The sequence below is a fragment of the Streptomyces fulvoviolaceus genome (genome assembly GCF_000718165.1).
GTDB lineage: Bacteria > Actinomycetota > Actinomycetes > Streptomycetales > Streptomycetaceae > Streptomyces > Streptomyces fulvoviolaceus.
This window is the reverse complement of record NZ_JOEY01000010.1, coordinates 178,973-196,899: the sequence shown is the minus strand read 5'-3', so window position 1 is coordinate 196,899 and position 17,927 is coordinate 178,973. Positions and strand designations below refer to the sequence as shown.

Sequence of the window (17,927 nt, the reverse complement as noted above, 5' to 3'; positions counted from 1 at the left end):
CACCCTCCGACAGAGGCGCCGTTCGTGCCCGCGGCCGATGTGGGGACACGGGCCCGCGGAGAGGCTTGTGGCCATGACGATTCCGCTCGCCGCCTCAGCACCCGCGCTCCTCGCCTACCACCGCATGGCACGCGCCTCAGCACGCCATCGATGGTGGCGGCCCGTGCTGGGCACCGGGTTCGTGGCCGTGGCGTGCGTGCTCGTGGCCGCACTGCTCTACGGCATCGGCTCCGCCCTGGGAGCGGCCAGGGGGTACCCCGAAGCCCCTGACGGAACCGTCGAGTTCGGCCCCGTCTCGGGCACCGCCCTCGACCTGCTGGCGATCGCCTCCGCCCTGCCCGTCGTCCTGCTCGCGGTGCGCTGGATCGGCCGCCGCCCGGCGGGCACGGTCTCGTCCGTGACGGGCGGACTGCGGTGGCGCTGGCTGGGGCTGTGCGTGCTGGCGGCCCTTCCGGTCCTCGCCGTGACCACCGGGGCCATGTTCCTGCTGCCCATGGACGACGCCGAGTCGTCGCGGTGGGCGGGCTGGGAGGTCTTCGGCCCGGCCCTCGCCATGCTGGTCGTCCTGGTGCCGCTCCAGGCGGCCGCCGAGGAGTACGTCTTCCGGGGCTGGCTCACGCAGGCGGTCGGCGGCCTCCTTCGCTCTCCCTGGTGGGCGCTCGTGCCCCAGGCCGTCCTGTTCGCCGCCGCCCACGGCTGGGGCACCCCTTGGGGCTTCGCCGACCTGGCCGTGTTCGCGGTGGTCGCGGGCTGGCTCACCGTACGCACCGGCGGGCTGGAAGCGGCGATCGGACTGCACGCCGTGAACAACCTCCTGGCCTTCGGCATCTCGGCCGCCGCCGTCGACGGCCTCAAGAGCGACGACACCGCCGCGGACCTTCCCTGGCAGCTCGTGGCCGTCGACCTGGCCGGCATCGCCCTGTACACGGCGGCCGTCCTCTGGCTGGCGCGTCGCCGCACGCCGACCCGTGCCGTCCCCGCGCCGACACCGGCCCCGCCGCCGCTGCCCTTCTCCGCCACGTATCCCCAGGTTCCCGCCGCTCACGTCCCTCTCCCCTGCGTCCCAGTTCCGGTTCCGCTTCCGGTTCCGGTTCCGGTTCCGTGCACCGAACGCACGGACGCGCCAGATCTGCCCCTGGGGGCAGCTCCCTCCGCTCCTCCGCCCGGTGTCGCCGACCGGACCCTGTGCTGACGGCGCAGAGCCCGTTCTTCGCAGCCGTGCCCTTGGCGTGGGCAGTACGAAGGGCGCCGAGGGTGACGAAGCAGCGGTGGAAACTCGCGGAGAAGTGGCCGAGAGTCCGAGCGGTACAGATCAGGCGGCGGGCGTGATCGGTGATCCGGTCATGGGCCGACCAGTCGCGTGAAGACGTGCACGCGCCCGTGTGACGCAAGGTGGCGTCGGCCAACCGGCCTCCACAGCCGACGTGTTGCTGTGTCACGGCTATGTGACCGCGCTGTTCTGAAGCGAGGACAGGCGTGACCTGTGGGACCTGGGAGACCTCATAGTGATCACAGAGCGGGAAACGGTGGAAACGCCGTCGGCTCCCTGCCACCCCCGCCCCTCGGAAGGACCCCCCCGTGATGAACCGCCACCTGCGCCAGGCCATCGTCGCCACCGCCGCGCTCACCGCAGGACTGCTGATGACGGCGTGCCAGAACGGCACCGACGACAGCTCGTCCGGCAAGAGCCCGGCGGGCACGGCAAGCCCGGTGGCGGCCGCGAAGAAGGCGTCGGGCTCCAAGAACTCCAAGGGCGTCAGCGGTTCGTTCAAGAACGGCAAGGTCACCTATCTCGCCCCGGGCAAGTACATCGTGTCCGTCCAGGGCAAGGAGGACCAGCAGTTCTGGGTCGCCGACGACACCGAGGTCTACGGCGTCGGCACGATATGCGGCGAGGCCGGCTCCAAGGTGGACGCGCCGTGCACGCTGGATCAGTTGGAGTCGGCCCTCAAGAAGGGTGCCGTGAACGCCGACGTGGAAATGAAGAACGGCACCGCGACCCTGGTGACCGAGCGACGTGCCGCCCAGCAGGGCTCCGGGTCCGAATCCGGCAGTGGCTCCGACTCCGGCGAGACCGTCGTCGAGGGCGTCAACAAGGGCAAGGGTGTCAACGGAACCTGGTTCGGCAACGTCTCCTACCTGGCGCCGGGCAAGTACACCGTCTCCGACACGAAGGGCACCGAGCAGCAGTTCCTCGTTGCCGATGACACCAAGATCATGGGCTACGACGACATCTGCGATGCCGTGAACACCGGGCCGGGCGGCGAGGGCGGCGTCGAGTGCACCGAGGCCCAACTGGAGACGGCCGCCAAGAAGGGCTTCTCCGCCGAGGTCGTGATCAGCAACGGCATCGCCACCACCATCACCGACGACCACTGAGCACCCCCGTTCGGGATCGGCTGACCTCTGCGCGGACGGCGGCAAGGTGACGGTCGCTCTGACCATCCGCATCTGTGCACTGGCGAAGCGCTCCCCGAGTCGGGCATGCGGACCGGCCGAGCCAGAGCCCGCTCGCTCACTCGCTCGCCCCGCCGCACTTCGACGCCGTGCCCCCCGCGTGCCGTAGGAGCGGACAACCACGGTCGACAGCGGCGCGACCGGACCCGCACGACGACAACGACACGATGAATCCCTGCAGGTCACCAGCTATGTAACCGCCCAAGCGCCGTCGCTTCCCAAGCTGCGAGTGCGAGTTCGATTCTCGACAAGAGTGAATGGTGTTCGTACCGCCGCGGAAGTCGCGGCGGTCCAGGGTCAGGACCGTGTCGGCGTCATGGCCGACGGCCGGCGCACGCTCACCGCGTCGGCGAGGTCGACGTCGCCGGATGTGTCGGCAATGGCGATGATCACTCGACGGTTCGGGATGCGGGCCGGAGTCCGTCTCGCGGCGGACCGCGTCGGCGACCGTGTCGCGGACTCCAGCTTTGGACGGCGTACGGCCATGGGCCAAATGGCATATTTCGGCTGGCGACTACGTATGGCTGACCTGCCCGCAGACACCGCAGCTCAGCCATCTCGGCCGAGTACAGGGCCAGATGGCTCCGCCCCGCGGTCCGAGCGTGATCAGTTCGGATGTCGGCGGGAGATGGATCGTGGGCGTGCCCGCCGACTCGGCGAACCGGGCGAGTGAAGCGGGTGAAGCTTGAGCCCGCGTCCGCACTGCGGGGCATGCATGAGGCTCCCGGCCGGATCCGGCCGAGTCGGCAGACACGATGCGCTGGAGGCGAGCGATGAACCAAAGAGCCGACCAAGCCGACCACACGACTCACCAGGTCCCGGTCCTCATCGTCGGCGGATCCCTCGTCGGCCTGTCGACCTCGCTGTTCCTGGGCCGGTTGGGGGTACGGCACACGCTGGTGGAGCGCCACGCCGGCACATCCATCCACCCCCGCGGCCGCGGCAACAACGTCCGCACGATGGAGCTGTTCCGGGCGGCCGGCGTCGAGCCGGGGATCCGGCAGGCCGCCGCCACGCTGGCCGACAACCACGGGATCCTGCAGGCACCCGCCCTGGTCGGCGACGCGGGCGAGTGGCTCTTCAAGGAGATCGACGCGGGCGGCGGCCTGGCCCGCTTCAGCCCCAGCTCATGGTGCCTGTGCAGCCAGAACGACCTGGAGCCGGTGCTGCTCCAGCATGCCGAGCAGCTCGGCGGCGACCTGCGGTACGGCACTGAACTGCTGTCGTTCGACAGCGACCCCTCCGGCGTCACCGCGGTGGTCAAGAGCCGGGAGACGGGCGAGCACACCACCATCCGCGCGGACTACCTCGTCGCCGCCGACGGCCCCCGCAGCCCTGTCCGCGAGCAGCTCGGCATCGGCCAGAGCGGTCCCGGCGACCTGTTCAGCAACGTCAGCATCACCTTCCGCTCCCGCCGCCTCGCCGATGTCGTGGGCGACCGCCGGTTCATCGTCTGCTATCTGACCGACCCGGACGCCGACGGCGCGCTGCTGCCCGTGGACAACCGTGAGAACTGGGTCTTCCACGCTCCCTGGCACCCCGAACACGGCGAAACCCTGGAGGAGTTCACCGACGAGCGGTGCGTCGAACACATCCGCCGCGCGGTCGGAGTCGCCGACCTTGACGTACAGGTCACCGGCAGGGCTCCCTGGCACGCCGCTCAACGGGTCGCCACGAGCTACCGGGCAGGACGCGTCTTCCTGGCCGGCGACTCGGCCCACGAGATGTCCCCCACCGGGGCCTTCGGCTCCAACACCGGCATCCAGGACGCGCACAACCTCGCGTGGAAGCTGGCCGCGGTGCTCGGCGGCTGGGCCGGGGAGGGGCTGCTGGACACGTACGACGCCGAGCGCCGCCCGGTTGCGGAGGCGACCAGCGCCCGTGCCGCCGCCCGGTCGGTCGAGCACAGCCATCCCGGCTTCGCCCCGCCGCCCGGCGCGGGCGGTGGCGGTGGCCCGCAGCGCGGCATCCTCAACGTGGCTCTCGGCTACCGCTATCCGCAGGGCGCCGTCGCCGGCACCGACCCCGCGACGCCGGTCGTCCCGGAACGCCTCGACCTGTCCGGTGAACCCGGCAGCAGGGCGCCCCACTTGTCGGTACGGCACCGAGGTGAACGGATCTCCACTCTGGACCTCTACGAACGGTCATTCGTCCTGCTCAGCGACGCCGATGACCCGAGTGGCTGGCACGAGGCCGCCATCCGCCTCGGCGAAGTGATGTCCATCCCGCTGGCTTCGTACCGGGTGGGCAACGGATCCGATGCCGAGCTGACACCCGAGGGCGACACGGACTGGTCGGCCGCCCACGGCACGACGCCCGGTGGTGCCGTACTCGTCCGGCCCGACGGGTTCGTGGCCTGGCGATCGTCAGGACCGGCCCCGGATGCCGAGTCGGCACTGCGCCATGTCCTGACCACGTTGCTGGCAGCGGTCTGACCTCCGGAGACGGTGTCGGCCGCACCGAGCATCATTGCGGGCACCGCCCTGCGGACGGCAGTGGTCGCAACGTGACCGGGTGACGCAGGGCCGCGGTGCCTCGGCGTGGGGCGGGCGGCCTGATGGGGCAAACCTCCCAAGGGAGTCGGCAGTGGGTGAGCCGGCTCCCTTCCGCTTGTGCAGGAGCGCAACGCAACCGCGAACGGGGCGAACTCGCCCGCCGGACGAGCCTGTTCAACGGGCCGGTGCCGGAGCCCTGGAATCCGGGCGGGTTCACCCGAGTGATCGTCTTGAGTGGTGGCGAGAGGACGACTGGCTGACGGTGGATCACGTCGGGGGCGGGTCACATCGGCTGACGAAGCGCCAGCTGCCCGGCCCACGACGGAAGGAACGTCAGATGCACTCTGCTCGCATTCTCCTGGCCACCGCGGCGGCTTCGACCGTCCTCGTTCTCGGCGCACCCGGCGCCTACGCGGCCGGGGACGACTGGCAGGACCACACGGACTCCTCCTACAGCAAGGACCACGACAAGGAGCACGGCAAGGAGTACGGCAAGGACAGCAGCCAGGACTCGCCGCGCGGTGGCATGCACACCGGCGGTGGTGCGCTGACCGCGGTGAACGAGGACGACTGGGGCACCGCGAAGGACCCCAAGCACGACCCGGAGACCTACAAGGACAAGGAGCAGGGCAAGGACTCCGGTAGCGGGAAGCAGGACGGGGACTCCTGGAGCGGGAAGCAGGACGGGGACTCCTGGAGCGGCGACCACGAGAAGCCCAGCGGCGGAATCCACACCGGGGGCGGCGCGTTGGCCTCGCCGGCCGTGACCGCGGGCGGGCTGGCCGTCCTGGCGGTCGCCGGAACCGGTCTGTACGCGGCGCGCCGCAAGAAGACCGCCGGAAGCCTGGTCTGACCCATGCCGGATGCGATAGCCACTGTGGCCGCCACGCGTGCGCGCCGCGTGGCGGCCCGGCCGGCTTCCCTCTGCCCCGTCCCCCGTCCCCCGTCCCCCGTCCGATTTACTGCCGTGCCCCGCTGAGGTGGTGTCCGATGACAGTCCGTCCTTCTTCCCCCGCAGACAACCCCGGCGGCAACGAACCCGCCCCGACCGGGCAGGGATCCCGCACCAAGGTGATGGTGATGGGCGCCGTGGCGGCCCTGGTGCTGGCCGTGGGCCTGTTCGGCGGCACCGACACCTCGTCCGACACCGCGTCGTCCGACACCCCCCGCCCGCCGCGGGCCGCTCACACCTCCGCGGCAGCTCCTCCGGCCGGGCAGCCGGCCGGGCAGCGTGCGGGGAAGCGTCTGCCGCGGTCGAGGCCCGTGCGCCTGCTCATTCCGAAGATCTCGGTCGACGCCCCCTTCACGGAGCTCGCCATCGGTCGCACGGGACAGCTCGAACCACCTCCCGCCGACGACATCAACCTCGTCGGCTGGCACTCCAAGGGAGCGTCCCCCGGGGAGGCGGGCACGTCGGTCATCGCCGGGCATGTCGACACGGCGACGTCGGCGGCCGTGTTCGCGGACCTCGGAGAACTGGAGAAAGGGGACGTCTTCCATGTCAAACGGGCTGACGGGCGCAGAGCGTCCTTCGTGGTCGACAGCGTGGAGACGTTCGACAAGGAGCACTTCCCCAGCCGGCGTGTGTACGGCGACACGGCCCAGGCCCAGGTCCGGCTCATCACCTGTGCGGGTGACTACGACCGTACGGTCAGGGACTACACGGACAACCTGGTGGTCTTCGCCCACCTCGTCTGAGCCGGCCCCGCCTTCGCGGCCGGCCGGTCACCCGCGCAGTGCATCCGAGTCGCGGGCTTCCGGGGGCGGGCTCAGGATCGAGGCACGCCGACGTCACAGCAACGTGGCCGGCGTTCGTCCGCCTCTGCCCCCACGAAGGAGATGTACGCAGGATGACCACCACGTCTGAACGTGTTTCGGAACCGCTGCAAGAGGCGTCGCAGCGTGTCTCCCAGTCCGTTTTCGACGGCTCCAGGCTCCGTGTCGTCCTGCTGGTGGACGTCTACGACGGGGCCCAGCAGCAGTTCCTGGAGGCGTACGAGCAGCTGTGCAACCAGGTCGCGTCCGTCCCCGGGCATGTCAGCGACCAGCTGTGCCAGTCCATCGAGAACCCCTCCCAATGGCTCATCACGAGTGAGTGGGAGAGCGCCCCGCCCTTCCTCACCTGGGTGAACAGCGAGGAACACGTGCGGATGGTGGAGCCACTGCACAGTTGTGTCCGGGACACCAGGTCGCTGCGCTTCCACATCGTCCGCGAGACCGGCGGCCCGGCGGTGGACGCCGCGCAGGGGAAGCGCCGGCTCCAGGCATCGCCCAGGATCGGTGACGGCGTGATCCGGCACGCACTCACCTTCACGGTCAAGCCGGGCAGCGAGGAGACCGTCGCCAAGATCCTCTCCGGGTACACCTCACCGGAGCCGCGGGTCGACGACACCACCCGGCTGTGCCGCACCTCCCTGTTCATGCACGGCAACCGGGTGGTCCGAGCCATCGAGGTACGGGGCGACCTGCTCGCCGCGCTGCGCCACGTCGCCCGGCAGCCCGAGGTACGGGCCGTCGAGGAGGCCATCAACCCCTATCTGGAGCAGGACCGGGACCTCGGTGATCCCGAGTCCGCCCGGGTCTTCTTCACCCGCGCGGCGCTGCCCGCCGTACACCATGTGACGGCAGGCGAGGAGAGTCCGGACGCTGTGCGGCACGCGTTGTACTACCCGGCCCGTGAGGGTTGCGGTATGCGGCTGGCCGAGTTGCTCGCCCGGCAGGACGAGGCGGCGGCGGACGATCCGCACGGACCGGTGCTGCGCAGCACGATCTTCCAGCGCGACGACGTCGTGGTGCGGCTGGTCGATGTGCGCGGCGGCCTCGACACCGACCCCGGCCCCGTGCTCGGTCTCACGGATCGCGGTCAGGCGGCCGAGCTGACGGCACTCCTCGACGGCGGAGCCCTCGGGGCGGACGGGTCGGCACTGAGGGACGGCGTCCCCGCGCGCCTCCTCACGGTCTCCCGCATGGAACTCGTCACCGACCGCCGCGCGCCCGACGCCTGATTCGCCGGCACCGGGCCCTGACGGCCACGCCCTCATGTCGATGCTGCACATGTTCGGAGGAACGTCGTGAACAACCACCATCCCGGAATCGTGGATGTCAGCGAGGTCGAGCCCAACACTCGGCGCGGTGGCGACCTGCGTGCTCTGCTCACCCCCACCACCGTCGGCTCGACCAGCGGCTTCATGGGCGTGGCCATCATCCAGCCCGGCGACCGCATCGCCGAGCACTACCACCCGTACTCCGAGGAGTTCATCTACGTCGTCTGCGGGCAGCTGGAGGTGGACCTGGACGGCGAGCCCCACGCGCTGCAGCCCGAGCAGGGGCTCATGATCCCCGCCCACATGCGGCACCGCTTCCGCAACGTCGGCAAGGTGGAGGCCCGCATGGTCTTCCACCTCGGCCCGCTCGCCCCGAGCCCGCCGCTCGGCCACGTCGACACCGAGGACGCCGACGGCGTCCCGATCGCGGTGGAGGCGACCCACGCGGGCGCGGGACGGACGGCCGAGCAATCTCAGGTCCGTTCATGACGAGGCGCGTGGCAGTCACCGGCATAGGCATCGTCGCCCCGGACGGCATCGGCGTACCGGCGTTCTGGGATCTCCTGTCCAACGGGCGCACGGCGACGCGGGGCATCACGTTCTTCGACCCGGCCGGGCTGCGTTCACGGATCGCCGCCGAGTGCGACTTCGACCCGGCGGTCCACGGGCTGGACGCGGAGCAGATCGCACGGTGCGACCGGTACATCCAGTTCGCCCTGGTCGCCGGGGAGGAGGCGATACGGGACTCCGGCCTGGACCTCGCCGTGGAGAACCCGTGGCGAGTCGGGGTCTCCCTGGGCACCGCGGTCGGCGGAACCACCCGGCTGGAGCACGACTACGTGCTGGTCAGCGATCGCGGCAAGCGCTGGGACGTGGACCACCGAGAGGCCGGCCCACACCTGCACCGGGCGTTCTCGCCCAGCACACTCGCCTCGACGGTGGCGGAGCGGTTCGAGGCACGCGGGCCGGTGCAGACCGTCTCCACCGGCTGCACCTCGGGGCTCGACGCGGTCGGGTACGCCTTCCACACGATCGAGGAGGGCCGGGCCGACGTGTGCATAACCGGCGCCTCGGACTCCCCGATCTCACCGATCACCATGGCCTGCTTCGACGCGATCAAGGCCACGTCCCCGAACAACGACGACCCCGCCCACGCCTCACGCCCCTTCGACGCGGACCGCAACGGGTTCGTCATGGGCGAGGGCGGTGCGGTACTCGTCCTGGAGGAGCTGGAACACGCTCTGGCCCGCGGCGCGCACGTGTACTGCGAGATCAGCGGCTACGCCACCTTCGGCAACGCCTACCACATGACCGGTCTGACCAGCGAGGGCCTGGAAATGGCCCGGGCCATCGAGGACGCCCTCGACCAGGCCCGGCTCGACGGCACAGCGATCGACTACGTCAACGCGCATGGATCGGGCACCCAGCAGAACGACCGGCACGAAACGGCCGCGGTCAAACAGGCCCTGGGCGCGCACGCCTATGACACGCCCATGAGCTCCATCAAATCCATGGTGGGCCACTCCCTCGGCGCGATCGGCGCGATCGAGCTCGTCGCCTGTGCGCTGGCCCTGACCCACCAGGTCGTCCCGCCCACCGCGAACTACGAGACCCCGGACCCCGAGTGCGACCTGGACTACGTCCCACGCGTCGCCCGGGAGCGAAGACTGAACAGTGTGCTCTCCGTGGGCAGCGGGTTCGGCGGCTTCCAGTCCGCGGTGATCCTGAACCTGCCGAGGGAGAAGACACGATGAGCGAACCGCATCCTCGGCGCGCGGCCGTCACCGGAATCGGCGTGGTCGCGCCCAACGGAACGAGCACCGACACCTTCTGGAAGTCCACCCGGGAGGGCATCAGCGTCCTGGACCGGGTCACCCGCGCCGGATGCGCGCACCTGCCGCTGCGGGTGGCCGGAGAGGTCCGGGACTTCGACCCGCAGTCGGCGGTCGAGGAGCGCTACCTCGTCCAGACCGACCGGTTCACGCACTTCGCGATGGCCGCGGCCGACCAGGCACTCGACGACGCCCGCCTCGGCCGGCCCGACACCGACGCCGCGCCGTTCTCCGTGGGCGTGGTCACCGCGGCCGGTTCCGGCGGCGGCGAGTTCGGGCAGCGGGAGCTGCAGCAACTGTGGGACAAGGGCAGCCGCTTCGTCGGGCCGTACCAGTCCATCGCCTGGTTCTACGCCGCGAGCACCGGCCAGATCTCCATCCGCTACGGCTTCAAGGGCCCCTGCGGGGTGATCGCCTCCGACGAGGCCGGCGGCCTGGACGCCCTGGCGCATGCGGCGCGGGCCGTGCGGCGCGGCACCGACGTGATGGTGGCCGGCGCGACCGAGGCGCCGCTGGCCCCCTACTCGATGGTCTGCCAGCTCGGCTACGAGGAACTGAGCACCGTCGAGGACCCGGAGCGCGCCTACCGCCCGTTCACCGCCTCGGCCTGCGGATTCGTGCCCGCGGAAGGCGGCGCCATGCTCGTCGTGGAGGCCGAGACCTCGGCCCGGGAACGGGGCGCGCCCGTGCGGGCCACCCTGGCGGGACACGCGGCGACGTTCACCGGCGCCTCCCGCTGGACGCAGTCCCGGGAGGGCTTGGCCGAGGCCGTCCGGGGCGCCCTGCACGAGGCCGCCTGCGCCCCCGAGGAGATCGACGTGGTCTTCGCCGACGCCCTCGGCGTACCGGAGGCGGACCGTGCCGAAGCGCTGGCGATCGCGGACGCCCTGGGCACGCACGGCAGACGCGTCCCCGTCACGGCGCCGAAGACCGCCGTCGGCCGGGGCTACAGCGCGGCGCCCGTTCTGGACGTCGCCGCGGCGGTGCTCGCGATGGAGCACGGTCTGATCCCACCCACTCCCAACGTCTTCGACGTCTGCCACGACCTCGACCTCGTCACCACCCGCGCCCGTGCCGCCGAGCTGCACACGGCGCTGGTCCTCAGCCGAGGACTCATGGGGTCGAACTCGGCGCTGGTGCTACGGCTCGGCGCCACCGACGCCTCGTAGCGAGGCATTGCGAGCACACCTCACGAAGCACCACACATCACCAAGCAAGGAGAGGAACCGCATGAGTGACCGAATCACCGTGGAAGAGCTGGCCGAGCTCATGAAGAAGGCCGCCGGAGTCACCGTCGCCCCGGAGGAACTGCAGCAGCAGTACGACTCCGGCTTCGACGCCCTCGGCATCGACTCGCTCGGTCTGCTCGGCATCGTGGGCGAGCTGGAGAACCGGTACGGCACGCCGATGCCTACGGACGCGGAGAAGAGCAAGACCCCCCGGCAGTTCCTCGAACTCGTCAACAGCGCACTTCTGGCAGGAGCGTGACATGGCCGGACACACGCAGAACGAGATCACCATCGCCGCGCCGGTCGACCTGGTCTGGGACATGACCAACGACGTCGCGAACTGGCCGGAGCTGTTCAGCGAGTACGCCTCCGCCGAGATCCTCTCCCAGGAGGGGAACAAGACCACATTCCGGCTCACCATGCACCCCGACGACAACGGCAAGGTGTGGAGTTGGGTCTCGGAACGGGAGACGCACCGCGACACGCTCAACGTGCGGGCTCGTCGCGTCGAGACCGGCCCCTTCGCCCACATGAACATCGTGTGGCGGTACGAGAAGGTGCGCGAGGGCACCCGGATGGTGTGGACGCAGGACTTCGCGATGAAGCCGGACGCACCGGTCGACGACGCCTGGATGACGAACAACATCAACCATAATTCCAAGGTCCAGATGGCCCTGATCCGGGACCGTATCGAGCAGGCCGCCAGGGAACGCCGGCCCGTGCCGACGCTGTCCGACTGATCCGGACGGAGGACAGGACGATGCACCAATCCCTGATCGTCGCCCGCATGGCCCCGGGGTCGGCCCTGGACATCGCCAAGGTGTTCGACGAGTCGGACCGGGGAGAACTGCCGCACCTCGTGGGCGTCGCCCGGCGCAGCCTCTTCCAGTTCGACGACGTGTACCTGCACCTCATCGAGTCCGAGCGGGACCCCGGACCCGCCATCGCAAAAGCGGCGGGGCACCCCGAGTTCCGGGACATCAGTGAACGGTTGTCGGCGTACGTCTCCGCGTACGACCCGGCGACCTGGCGTTCGCCGAAGGACGCGATGGCGCACCGCTTCTACCTCTGGGAGCGGGACGCCACCTCCTGAACCGCACGTTCGACCGCCGGTCGCCGGACACGCGAGCGTCGCGTGCCCGGCGACCGGCGGTCTACGGGAACTTTCCGGGGGACGCGGTCACCCGGGGACGGTGCAGTCGAACGCGTGCAGGTAGGGGTTGACCGGGCGAACGTCGTCGATGACCAGGCCCGCGTCCGTCAGCCTGCCGACCATGCTCTGGGTGGTGTGCTTGGCCCCTCCGACGTTGAGGAGCAGCAACAGGTCCATGGCGGTGCTGAATCGCATCGAGGGCGTGTCGTCGACGAGGTTCTCGATGACCACGACCCGCGCTCCCCGGCCGCCCGCCTCGATGACGTTGCGCAGTGTCCGGGTGGTGCTGTCGTCGTCCCACTCCAGGATGTTCTTGATGATGTACACATCAGCCTGGACCGGGATGGCCGCACGGCAGTCACCGGGCACGATGCGCATCCGGTCCGCGAGCGCGCCTCCCGCGCGCAGCCGTGGGTCGGCGTTGTCCACCACGCGCGGCAGGTCGAGCAGGGTGCCCTGGAGCGACGGGTACTTCTCCAACAGGCTCGCCACCACATGCCCCTGACCACCCCCGATGTCGGCGACCGACGTGCTCCCCGACAGATCGAGGAACTGCGCGACGTCTCGCGCGGACTGCACACTGGAGGTCGTCATGGCGCGGTTGAAGACGTCGGCCGATTCCGGGGCGTCCTCGTTGAGGTAGGGGAAGAACTCCTTGCCGTACAGATCCTCTACGACATTGCGGCCGGAGCGCACCGCCTCGTCCAGCTTCGGCCACACGTCCCAGGTCCACGGCTCGGTGCACCACAACGCGATGTCGCGCAGGCTGTTCGGATCGTCCTCGCGCAGCAGCCGGGACATCTCGGTGTGCGTGAACGTCCCGTCCTGCTGCTCGGCGAAGATGCCGTAGCAGGACAGGGCCCGCAACAGCCGTCGCAGCGGCTTCGGCTCGGCCTTCACCGCCGCCGCGAGGTCCTCCACGGCCAGTGGGCTGTCACCGAGGGCATCGGCGACCCCCAGCCGGGCGGCCGCGCGGAGGGCAGCCGCACATGCCGCCCCGAACACGAGCTCCCTGAGCCGCATGGACGGCGGTGGGGCGGTGTGTGCGGTGTGTGCGGTCTGTGCGGTCGTCATGAGCACAGCCCCGCAGGCTGGGACGCCCGGCAGGAGTTGCCTTCGAAGGTGTTGCCCTCACCGGTGTCCGTGTTGACGAGGTCCGCCGGGGTGTTGCCCTGCAGCACGTTGTCGGTGATCCGGTTCCGCTCGCTGGTGGTGCCCACGAAGCTCTTGAACAGGACGATGCCACCCGACATCGAGGAGTTGCCGGCGTTGTCCGTGACCCGGTTCCCCGTCACCAGGGTGTCCTCGGCACCGGTCAGCACGATGCCGGAGCCCTGCAGTGCGTCCAACCGTGAGCTCTTCGGGCAGGACTTGTTGTTCCGCGCGATGCGGTTGTCGCGCACGGTCAGGGCGCCGGCCTTCGGCTTGTTCTCGTCGCCCACGACGAACACGCCCGCGCAGTTGCCGGTGATGTGGTTGTCCGCGACGGTGAGGTTGCGCAGGCGGCGGACGGTGATGCCGATCCGGTTGCCTTCCAGGCGGTTGCGTGCGACCACCGTCCCCTCGGTGTCCGCGGCACCTTCCTCGGCCTTGATCGCGTTGGCGAGGAACAGGCCGGCGTCGCCGTTGTCCCGGGCGGTGTTCTTCCGGAACACACCGCGGACCGACCGCTCCTGGGCGATCCCCCACACCCCGTTCTTCACCGCGGTCACGTTCCGCACGGTCAGCCCGTCGGTCGCCATGGCGAACACTCCGGTCCTGGCGAAGCCGGTCACGGTCAGGGAGGCGACGGTGACGCCCTTGACGTTCTTGTCCTTCGTCCCGACCACGCAGATGCCGTTGCCGCCCTCGGCACAGCTGTTGGCGGCCTTCTTCGTCGCCGGTTGGATGACAGTGCCGCGGCCCATGCCGCGCAGGGTGAGCCCGGGTGTGCTCACCTTGACGCTCTCGCGGTACGTGCCGGGGGTCAGGAGAACGGTGTCTCCCGGTTCGGCGGCGTCCACCACTTTCTGGATCGACTCCCCCGGAAAGACCACGTGGGTCATCTGGTCGGCAACAACCGGCGGGGCGGCCCCGAGCCCCGCCCCGATGAGCGCTGCGGTACACGCCAGGTAGGCGATATGGCATTTCGTCATATTCCACACGGTATGACCCGAAGGCCCGCGGGCAGGCCGGATGGACCATCCGGCGGCGTGTCATGCGTGTGACCTCGACGTGGCCCGATACCCGGAGAAGCGCCCGGCTGCCCGGGTGGCCTCCAGGCGGCACCGGCCATCCCGAATCCTCCATGGAAGACGACTGCCGCACACCGCTGTTCAGCGGCTCCGTCCCAGAACCTCGGTTTTCCCGCCACGGTACCGAGCCTCCGGTGCTGCTTCTGCCGGCCGCGGCCCGCCGGGCGGGAGTCTCGCGACGAGGGGATGGAAGGTAAGCCGCGCAACGTCGTGAGGGGTCAGCAGCGCCAGGCAGGTCACTGCGCACGGCGAGCGGGTAGCGGGTAGCGGGTAGCAGGTAGCGGCGGCGCGGTACCAGGGCACCCGAAGTGACGAGCGCGAGGACGCTCAGGGCGACCCGCGCATCCGTTCCCGACGGGTGGACCGCCCGCCCTGCCCACACCGGGGAGGACCTCGCGTATCTGATTGTCAGCGACATCGATGGCGTAGTACACGGTGGAGACGGCGAAGGCCGCAGCCACGACCAGGTCGAACTGCCGGCCGCGCCGGGTGAGGCGCGGCGCCGGTCCGGTCGGGCGCAGCACATGGCGGGCTGCCTCCCGCAGCCAGTCCACCGCTGTCGTCTCGTTCGTCACCGCCACATTCCCGCCGACGACCAGGAGCAGACCAGTCGTGTCCGCGATCACGTGGCGCTTGCGACCCGCCGCCTACGGCACCGCGTCACGGCCGGCCGCCGCCGATGCCCACCGGTTCGCCCCACAAGGCGGCCACCCAGGGCTCGATCGGGCACGTAATCACCGAGAAGCTCAGGATCGAGGACCTGGGCGGCCGATCCGTGGCGGAACTCGCCGATCGAGTGCTGTCGGCCCTGACTGCGGCGATGAGCCTGCTGAAGGAACAGGACGCTGCGAGGCCGACAGCCTCCGCGGCGCCGTCCTGGTCGCCGTCGAAGCGGCGGCCCAGGCCGGCCAGGGCGGGCCGGCCCCCTCCTGGCGGAGACGACCCGCAAGATCACCGGCGCCATCGACGCCGCTTGACGGGACACGGGGGCCGGAACTCTTCCAACCGGCCCTCGACTGCTCAAGGTTGCTACCCGACGTCCTTCACCGAGGTCGGCCCCAATTGCTTGGCACTGGCGTACTCCGGCATCGTCATGGGCTTGTCGAACAGGAAGAACGACTGGTTCGTGCCAACCGTGAACTCCATGTACACGCCCGTCGTGGCGTCGAAACCGTAGTAGGCGTTGCAGGTGGAACCCGACGAGTACGTGCCGTCCATGCCGGGCTGCGCGAGGACTGCGACGCCGTTGGAGGAGGACTCCACCTTCTCCGTCGGAGTGAGCATCTTGCAGCGCGGCACCGGCAGGCCCTTCATGATGAAGTACCCGTACTCGCCGTTGGCGTTCTGGATGTAGACGTACGAGAGTTTGCCCCGCTTCCCCCACGTCTTGATCCACTGGTTGATCGCTTCGCGGGTCGGCGAGTACTCCATGCGGCCCGCCGGCTGCTGGGCCACGAGGTGGTCGTAGTTGTCCTGCTTGGCCTTGTTCTCCTTGTCCTGGCTGGAGTCGGTGCAGGACGTCAGGGCAAGGCCCACAACGAGCGCGACAACGGTGGCCAGGGCCATGCGTGCGAACTTCTTCATGCGGTGCCGCCCTCTTCCCGGGATGAGACGGGGATCAGTTGGTGCACGTCGTGTGCTCGGCGGTGACATCCAGCCGGTACGGCAGATCCTTGTCGCGGAAGGGCGCGCGGTGCTCCTGGGCGGCCTTCGAGTTGTAGTCGTTGACCGACTCGATCCGCGTGGCCTTCAGCGCGGTGATCGACTGGTCGATCTGCGTCGTGCGAGTTTCCGAAGCGACCTCCCGCTCCTCCTGGAGCGCCTGGATCGTCCCTTCGGCGTTCTGCACGGCCTCGCACAGATCGAAGAACTCCTCGTACGTGGTCTGACGGAACTCGCCCGAGCCGACGGTGTTCTCGCGCTTGTCCGCCTCACCGCGGAACGGGGCGGTGATCCACCCCGCGCCACCGAAGGCGAACACCCCGATCACGTACAACACCGCCAGGCCGATGACCCCGCTGACGGTCCAAGCCGCCAACCGTGCCCCCTCGCGTACTTGCCCCATGGTCATCCCCCTTCACAGGTATCTCCAGCACACACCGCATCTGTAATGAAGACCGGGCTTGCGCGTACCGGACCCGAATCGTTGGTTGCACGCGAGGCACTCGACTCCGATGAAGGCCGGTCGTGGGTACTGCCTGCAGCTGATGTCCGATGCTAGGGACGGGCATCCGGGACCGGTCCCGCGAGCCGCATGCCCTGATGGTGATCAGAGGCTGGGTCGCCCTCGTGCGGCGACACCTTCAACTCCCGGACCGCGTGAGCACGATCGACAGGCCCTCCCTGCGCGTCGGGTCCCCGATCACCCACCGGTTCCCGATCCGCTCCAGTGGCCCCGGTTACCGCGCCATGGCCTCGCCCTCTGTCCGGCCGAATCCGAGCAGGAACACAACCGATGCCCGAGGACCGCCCACCGCGGTGAGCCCTCGATCGTGTGTGGCGCCGGACCGGCGCGAGTCCGCCGATCGGATGCCGTCGTGTCCACCATGACCAGTTGGTCGCACCGGCATCAGACCGGCCACGTAGCCATCACGATCGCCGGGGACCGCGGCCTCTCCCGAGTGGCGCCTGGTGTGTCGGGCGACCCGGAGCGGGCAGTGCTCGAAGCCGGCCCGCCTCGGGCGGACCCTGCCCACGCAGTGACGAGCGAGCCCCGTCCCTCCGCAACTCCGGTCAGCAAGGGCGGGCGTTCGGGACGGGTCCCGGCACGGCGCCACTACCGTGCCGATATGCCGCGATTCGATCTTGATCAGCGCCCGCGGGGCGGGTACTCCCGCCGAACAGTCGGACTTGTGCTCGTACTTGCGGTGAGCCTGCTCAGCGCCGGGTGTTCGAGCGGGCAGGGCGCGCCGCGGCCATCGTCCCCCCATCCGACATCCTCCGCCTCCGCCTCGTCCTCCCCCTCCCCCTCCGCCTCCGCCTCCGCCTCCGCCGGAGCACAGACCAGCAAGTACACCCAGACGCAGCTGGCGTCGCGGCCGTGCGACGCCCTCGATGGACACGACCTCGCCGCCCTCGGAATCAGCGGCCGGGGGAAACAGGAGTCCGGCAAGCACGAACCGATGTGCCACTGGAAGTTGGCAGGCCAGAACGTCAGCCTCGCACTGGATCTGCCACTGTCCTACGCGAAGACCATGACCAAGAACGGGCGCGTCACGCAGGTGCCGGTGGGGCAGCACAAGGCCATCCAGGCCGAATTTCAGGGGATCTGCTTCATCTTCGTCGCAGTACACGACGTCAATCGCTTGATCGGCACCACGACCATTCCTGACGCCGGGGTCTCGCAGGAGGGCACGTGCCCCGCAGGGGCGTCGGTCGCGGCCGCTGCCCTGACCCATATTCGATGACGTCTTGTTGCGGTACCGACGCTCCCGGTGATGGTGCTGACCGCGCCGTAGGCGCCGTACACCACGGGCTGTCCCT

At 69.9% G+C, this 17,927-nt stretch carries 17 protein-coding genes; 13 read left to right on the top strand and 4 right to left on the bottom strand.

Translation table 11 applies throughout. From position 1 onward, the window contains the following. Positions 1–73: 73 nt before the first annotated feature. The 12 genes from IG08_RS54130 (at position 74) to IG08_RS0113015 (ending at position 12,150) form a co-directional block, all read left to right on the top strand. The gene (locus IG08_RS54130; RefSeq protein WP_030600330.1) at positions 74–1,192 is read left to right on the top strand and encodes a CPBP family intramembrane glutamic endopeptidase; all 1,119 of its coding nucleotides are present in this window, start codon (positions 74–76) and stop codon (positions 1,190–1,192) included. Between the two features lie 389 nt (positions 1,193–1,581). Continuing rightward, the gene (locus IG08_RS0113070; RefSeq protein WP_030600329.1) at positions 1,582–2,379 is read left to right on the top strand and encodes a hypothetical protein; all 798 of its coding nucleotides are present in this window, start codon (positions 1,582–1,584) and stop codon (positions 2,377–2,379) included. Positions 2,380–3,230: 851 nt separating this feature from the next. Then, a complete protein-coding gene (locus IG08_RS0113060; protein ID WP_030600327.1) occupies positions 3,231–4,892 on the top strand; it encodes an FAD-dependent oxidoreductase in 1,662 nt (553 codons plus the stop codon). A 397-nt stretch (positions 4,893–5,289) separates the two neighbouring features. Next, positions 5,290–5,805 (top strand): hypothetical protein, encoded by a 516-nt coding sequence (locus IG08_RS0113055; protein WP_030600325.1) that lies wholly within the window; start codon positions 5,290–5,292, stop codon positions 5,803–5,805. 137 nt (positions 5,806–5,942) lie between these two features. Beyond that, complete coding sequence (locus tag IG08_RS0113050) at positions 5,943–6,650, top strand: class F sortase (protein ID WP_030600323.1); 708 nt, start codon at positions 5,943–5,945, stop codon at positions 6,648–6,650. Between the two features lie 152 nt (positions 6,651–6,802). Further along, a complete protein-coding gene (locus tag IG08_RS0113045) occupies positions 6,803–7,957 on the top strand; it encodes a SchA/CurD-like domain-containing protein (protein WP_030600322.1) in 1,155 nt (384 codons plus the stop codon). Between the two features lie 66 nt (positions 7,958–8,023). Beyond that, a complete protein-coding gene (locus IG08_RS0113040) occupies positions 8,024–8,485 on the top strand; it encodes a cupin domain-containing protein (protein WP_030600320.1) in 462 nt (153 codons plus the stop codon). Continuing rightward, positions 8,482–9,750: a beta-ketoacyl-[acyl-carrier-protein] synthase family protein gene (locus IG08_RS0113035; protein WP_030600318.1), complete on the top strand. Its 1,269-nt coding sequence runs from the start codon at positions 8,482–8,484 to the stop codon at positions 9,748–9,750. The genes IG08_RS0113040 and IG08_RS0113035 overlap by 4 nt, the downstream gene beginning before the upstream one ends. Beyond that, positions 9,747–10,997, top strand: coding sequence for a ketosynthase chain-length factor (locus IG08_RS0113030; protein WP_030600316.1), 1,251 nt, complete (start codon positions 9,747–9,749; stop codon positions 10,995–10,997). The genes IG08_RS0113035 and IG08_RS0113030 overlap by 4 nt, the downstream gene beginning before the upstream one ends. A gap of 61 nt (positions 10,998–11,058) precedes the next feature. Beyond that, a complete protein-coding gene (locus tag IG08_RS0113025) occupies positions 11,059–11,316 on the top strand; it encodes an acyl carrier protein (RefSeq protein ID WP_030600313.1) in 258 nt (85 codons plus the stop codon). 1 nt (position 11,317) lies between these two features. Then, the gene (locus tag IG08_RS0113020; protein WP_030600311.1) at positions 11,318–11,797 is read left to right on the top strand and encodes an SRPBCC family protein; all 480 of its coding nucleotides are present in this window, start codon (positions 11,318–11,320) and stop codon (positions 11,795–11,797) included. Between the two features lie 20 nt (positions 11,798–11,817). Further along, positions 11,818–12,150 (top strand): TcmI family type II polyketide cyclase, encoded by a 333-nt coding sequence (locus IG08_RS0113015; protein ID WP_030600309.1) that lies wholly within the window; start codon positions 11,818–11,820, stop codon positions 12,148–12,150. A gap of 87 nt (positions 12,151–12,237) precedes the next feature. On the opposite strand, the gene IG08_RS0113010 is transcribed toward IG08_RS0113015, so the two are convergent. From IG08_RS0113010 to IG08_RS0112995, 4 genes are all read right to left on the bottom strand, one after another. Continuing rightward, a complete protein-coding gene (locus IG08_RS0113010) occupies positions 12,238–13,284 on the bottom strand; it encodes a methyltransferase (protein ID WP_030600307.1) in 1,047 nt (348 codons plus the stop codon). Continuing rightward, entirely contained in the window at positions 13,281–14,345 is a 1,065-nt protein-coding gene (locus IG08_RS0113005) for a right-handed parallel beta-helix repeat-containing protein (protein WP_030600305.1), read from the bottom strand. Before IG08_RS0113005 ends, IG08_RS0113010 begins: the two co-directional genes overlap by 4 nt. A gap of 1,128 nt (positions 14,346–15,473) precedes the next feature. Then, positions 15,474–16,028: a hypothetical protein gene (locus tag IG08_RS0113000; protein ID WP_030600304.1), complete on the bottom strand. Its 555-nt coding sequence runs from the start codon at positions 16,026–16,028 to the stop codon at positions 15,474–15,476. Positions 16,029–16,062: 34 nt separating this feature from the next. After that, positions 16,063–16,515: a hypothetical protein gene (locus IG08_RS0112995; protein WP_030600303.1), complete on the bottom strand. Its 453-nt coding sequence runs from the start codon at positions 16,513–16,515 to the stop codon at positions 16,063–16,065. A gap of 103 nt (positions 16,516–16,618) precedes the next feature. Between IG08_RS0112995 and IG08_RS62805 the strand changes: the two genes are divergently transcribed. Then, positions 16,619–17,851, top strand: coding sequence for a DUF3558 family protein (locus tag IG08_RS62805; protein WP_338060154.1), 1,233 nt, complete (start codon positions 16,619–16,621; stop codon positions 17,849–17,851). The last annotated feature ends 76 nt before the right edge of the window (positions 17,852–17,927 follow it).